The following is a 3,807-nucleotide window of genomic DNA, read 5'->3' as shown; positions in this document are numbered from 1 at the left end:
TATACCCTAGAATTAGTACAAATTTTATTAAAAAGTAAAATTAATGTTATTCATACAAAATAGTAGTATAATAGTGCTGATATATTGATACTTTTGAGCGCGATATTACTCATTTTCTAAGAAGGAGAAATGTGTATGCAAGATGAACAGTTATCTATTAAAACAATCAAATCAAGATTTTTTGGTATACCAATATATTTTAGAAATCACAAAATATTTGATGTTGATTGGGTTGGCATAATAGATAGGTTCACTAAGCTAAACACCTCTCTTTCGGATATGATTTTTAATCTAAAATCTTTCAAAGATAAAAGTGTCAATAACGAGGATGAAGCTACTTGGGCGAGAGCCTATGTTTTAGAATTGGTTGAAGTCAGTTTAAACATTCCAACAAGTTATGGTAAGGCTTTGAAGTATTTGATGTTATGGAAAAAGATGACGGTAGAAGAGCTTGCTGAACAAACACTACTTGCGCCTGAAACTATTTCACGAATGCGTAATAGAAATGTATCCAAGCCAAATTTAAAATCAGTTGTGGCAATCTGTGTTGGGTTAGAACTCCCCACCCATTTAAGCCATAAATTGATAGAGCTGGCAGGTCATAGCTTACGTTTAACGATAATAGACCATCAATTTTATGAACTTATTCTTAATAGTTGTACGGCAGAATCCATTTATTATTGCAATGAAATACTACTCAGTAATCAATTAAAGCCCTTAACAGTTGAAAAATAAAGATAACTCTATCTGATTTATCAAGTCAGATGAAGTTGACCGAAGATAGCCTTATTAAGAGAATAAAATCTTTTAATAGGGTCTTTTTCTGCACTTTTAAGCTGCTATAGCTGATCTGATAAGTCATGGTGTGATATTTCTAAATTCGATAGAATAAGTGTTGGTAAGGAATCGCTTTTTATCAAATAAAGTCCAATATAGGTGGCCACCGAAAGGGACGGAAAGACCAAAAGAAAGAGCAGAATGTTGCTAGTTTGATGCGTTTTCCGTTTTTCAGTGCGCCTATTTTTGTACTGATTTTCGCTACTCTCAACTTCTTATCGTCTCTCCGTTCTTGATTGTTCAAGAAAATGGTGGACATTCTATGAAGTTCAGAAAAACAGCTAGTAATAAGCGCAGTGGTTATATCTATAAGTTTGATGATGGCAAAAGAGTTCTGATTCAATTGAATCAGGAGGGAGTGACAGAAATTGATATTCAAAGATTACACGCTTTTGATGATAGTGAGGTCTACTACAATATCAAAAATAGTCGACCTAATCCAGAAAGTGACTGGAATATGTCGATTGAGAGTTTTGCGATTGCAGGAAATGTGGAGGATAAAAATCCAATGGTTAAAGAGCTATATCAGCTATCGCAGATTGAGGAGAATCCTCAACTGGCTATGGTACGAGAGATTTTGAAAAATTTAAAACCAGAGCTACAAGAATTGTACTTGCTCCTATCAGAAGGGCAGACGAATTCAGATGTCGCGCGAACTTTGAAAGTTGATAAATCGACTGTCGGCCGTAGAAGAGAAAAATTAATTAAAGAAATTCAAAAGCGACTACCTTAATTTAAAGAAAGCGCAACTTTTGATAGAAAATTTTCGACTGATATATGTGGGGGAGAAAACCTCATGAAGAGGAGGTCAAATTTATGGCTCTAAAACACAGGGTTCAAATTAATGTTACCGATGATAAAGGTAATAAACAATCAGTATTGAAAAGCGGTATCTGCTCAATCCCTAAAAAATTGTTGCAATTCATCATAGGGGAAAATGTTGAGTTTTTAGTGTTAACACCCGGGCATTCCGTTGAAACAGTTGAAATTCATGAAATTTCAGAAGGGAAAAAAGAAGATGAGCAAGACAAAATTAGCACTTGAAGTGGTGGAAAATCTACGTATTTTGGCTGACAGTTTACAAGAGCTGTGTGAGGCATTAATGTTAAATGAGCCGGAGGTAGAAGTTGAGATACCAGTAATTAAGCCTAAACCAAAAGCAAAAACCAAAGCTAAGGCTAAGGAGTCTAAGCTAACACTTGAGGCAGTACGTGGTGTACTTGCGATTAAGAGTCAGGAAGGTAAAACAGAACAAGTCCGTGAACTGATCATTAAATATGGTGCAAGTAGATTAAGTGAAGTTGATGTCAAGCATTACAAGGCATTGCTCAAAGAAGTGGAGGCTTTGTGATGGACCATGCGCTCTTGTCAGCGTCATCAAGTTCACGATGGACACACTGCCCACCTTCCGCAAGATTGGGAGAAAGCTTTGAGAACAAGACAAGCGATTATGCCAAACAAGGAACAGATGCGCATAGTCTTTGTGAGTATAAGCTACAACAGTTATTAGGGTTCAAGATTCAGGCTCCGATTCTCGACTATTATGATGAAGAAATGGAGACTTGTACGGAAAGTTATGCGACCTATGTCATGGCTGAAATGGCCAAAGCAAAAGAGACCTGTTCTGATCCGGTTGTCATCATTGAACAACGTCTTGATTTTTCAAAGTATGTACCGGAAGGGTTCGGGACTGGAGACTGTTTAATTATTGCGGATGGTACGCTATCAGTCATTGATATGAAGTATGGGTTGGGGATTTTAGTTGATGCATTTGAAAATCCACAGATGATGTGTTACGCACTTGGTGCTTTGGAATTGTTTGATGGCATCTATGATATCACAGAAGTGAAGATGACAATTTTTCAACCAAGACGAGATAATATCAGCACTTACACTTTAACAAAAGAGATGCTTGTTGGCTGGGCAACGACTGTTTTAATGCCTGCCGCAGCCCTTGCCTTTAAAGGTGAGGGAGAATTCAATTGTGGGAAATGGTGTACGTTTTGTCCGGCTAAAAATGTCTGTCGAGAACGTGCTGAACAACATCTGAAATTGGCAAAACTTGAGTTTAATAAACCTGAGATACTAACTGATGATGAGATTGAAAATGTATTATCAAAAGTTGATGGCTTGGTTTCATGGGCAAATGATGTGAAAGCCTATGCCTTGAAACAAGCACTTGTAGGAAATGCATGGCCGAATTATAAATTGGTAGAAGGACGTGCTAATCGTAAATATATCAATGATGAGAAAGTCGCTAAGTTGGTGCTAGCTGCTGGATTTGAGGCTTATGAAAAGAAATTATTCGGTATTACGGCAATGACCGCAGCACTCGGTAAAAAGAAATTTGATGAGATTCTTGTTGATTTGATTGAAAAACCACGTGGTAAATTAACGCTTGTACCAAAAGCGGATAAAAGACAAGCAGTAGAAATTGCGAATGTAAAAGATGAGTTCACTGAAATTCAAGAGGAGGAAACAAATGGTAAATGTAAGTAAAACAAAAGTAGTCACTGGTATGGATACACGACTCAGTTATTTTCATGGGTGGGAGGCCGTCTCGATTAATGGTGGGGACGAGAAGTATAGCGTTTCTGTATTAATTCCAAAAGATGATACGGAGACAATTGATGCGATTGAAAAGGCAGTGGATGTTGCAATTGAAGAGGGGCTTTCAAAGTTTGGAGGCAAGAAACCAAATAAAGCAACGATTAAACTTCCTTTGCGTGATGGTGATTTGGAACGTGATGATGATGAAGCCTATCAGGGGTATTATTTCATTAATGCCAACAGTACGACACCACCCCAAATTGTCGATCAAGCTGTGAATCCAATTCTTGAACGTAGCCAAGTTTATAGTGGCTGTTACAGTCGTGTGTCTTTGAATTTTTATGCCTTTAACTCGAATGGCAATAAAGGCATTGCGTGTGGCCTAGGTAATATTCAATTTATCCGAGATGGCGAACCACT

General features: G+C 37.4%; 6 protein-coding genes. All 6 read left to right on the top strand.

The window, feature by feature from the left end; genetic code table 11:
• The first annotated feature begins 135 nt into the window (after window positions 1–135).
• Window positions 136–735 carry a helix-turn-helix domain-containing protein gene (locus RsY01_RS10685; protein ID WP_094785519.1) on the top strand — a complete coding sequence of 200 codons (600 nt, stop codon included), beginning with the start codon at window positions 136–138 and terminating at the stop codon, window positions 733–735.
• 364 nt (window positions 736–1,099) lie between these two features.
• Window positions 1,100–1,570, top strand: coding sequence for a sigma-70 family RNA polymerase sigma factor (locus RsY01_RS10680; protein ID WP_094785518.1), 471 nt, complete (start codon window positions 1,100–1,102; stop codon window positions 1,568–1,570).
• 83 nt (window positions 1,571–1,653) lie between these two features.
• Window positions 1,654–1,881: a hypothetical protein gene (locus RsY01_RS10675; RefSeq protein ID WP_094785517.1), complete on the top strand. Its 228-nt coding sequence runs from the start codon at window positions 1,654–1,656 to the stop codon at window positions 1,879–1,881.
• Window positions 1,856–2,188: an rRNA biogenesis protein rrp5 gene (locus tag RsY01_RS10670; protein ID WP_094785516.1), complete on the top strand. Its 333-nt coding sequence runs from the start codon at window positions 1,856–1,858 to the stop codon at window positions 2,186–2,188. The genes RsY01_RS10675 and RsY01_RS10670 overlap by 26 nt, the downstream gene beginning before the upstream one ends.
• Window positions 2,185–3,336: a DUF2800 domain-containing protein gene (locus RsY01_RS10665; protein ID WP_202971663.1), complete on the top strand. Its 1,152-nt coding sequence runs from the start codon at window positions 2,185–2,187 to the stop codon at window positions 3,334–3,336. The genes RsY01_RS10670 and RsY01_RS10665 overlap by 4 nt, the downstream gene beginning before the upstream one ends.
• Window positions 3,320–3,807, top strand: a 488-nt coding sequence (locus RsY01_RS10660) for a DUF2815 family protein (protein ID WP_094785514.1), incomplete at its 3' end; no start/stop codon positions are given. The genes RsY01_RS10665 and RsY01_RS10660, both read left to right, overlap by 17 nt.

The organism is Pseudolactococcus reticulitermitis, from assembly GCF_002260845.1.
GTDB classification, from domain to species: Bacteria; Bacillota; Bacilli; order Lactobacillales; family Streptococcaceae; genus Pseudolactococcus; species Pseudolactococcus reticulitermitis.
The sequence above is the reverse complement of the archived record's forward strand: the minus strand, read 5'-3'. Positions and strand labels throughout refer to the sequence as shown.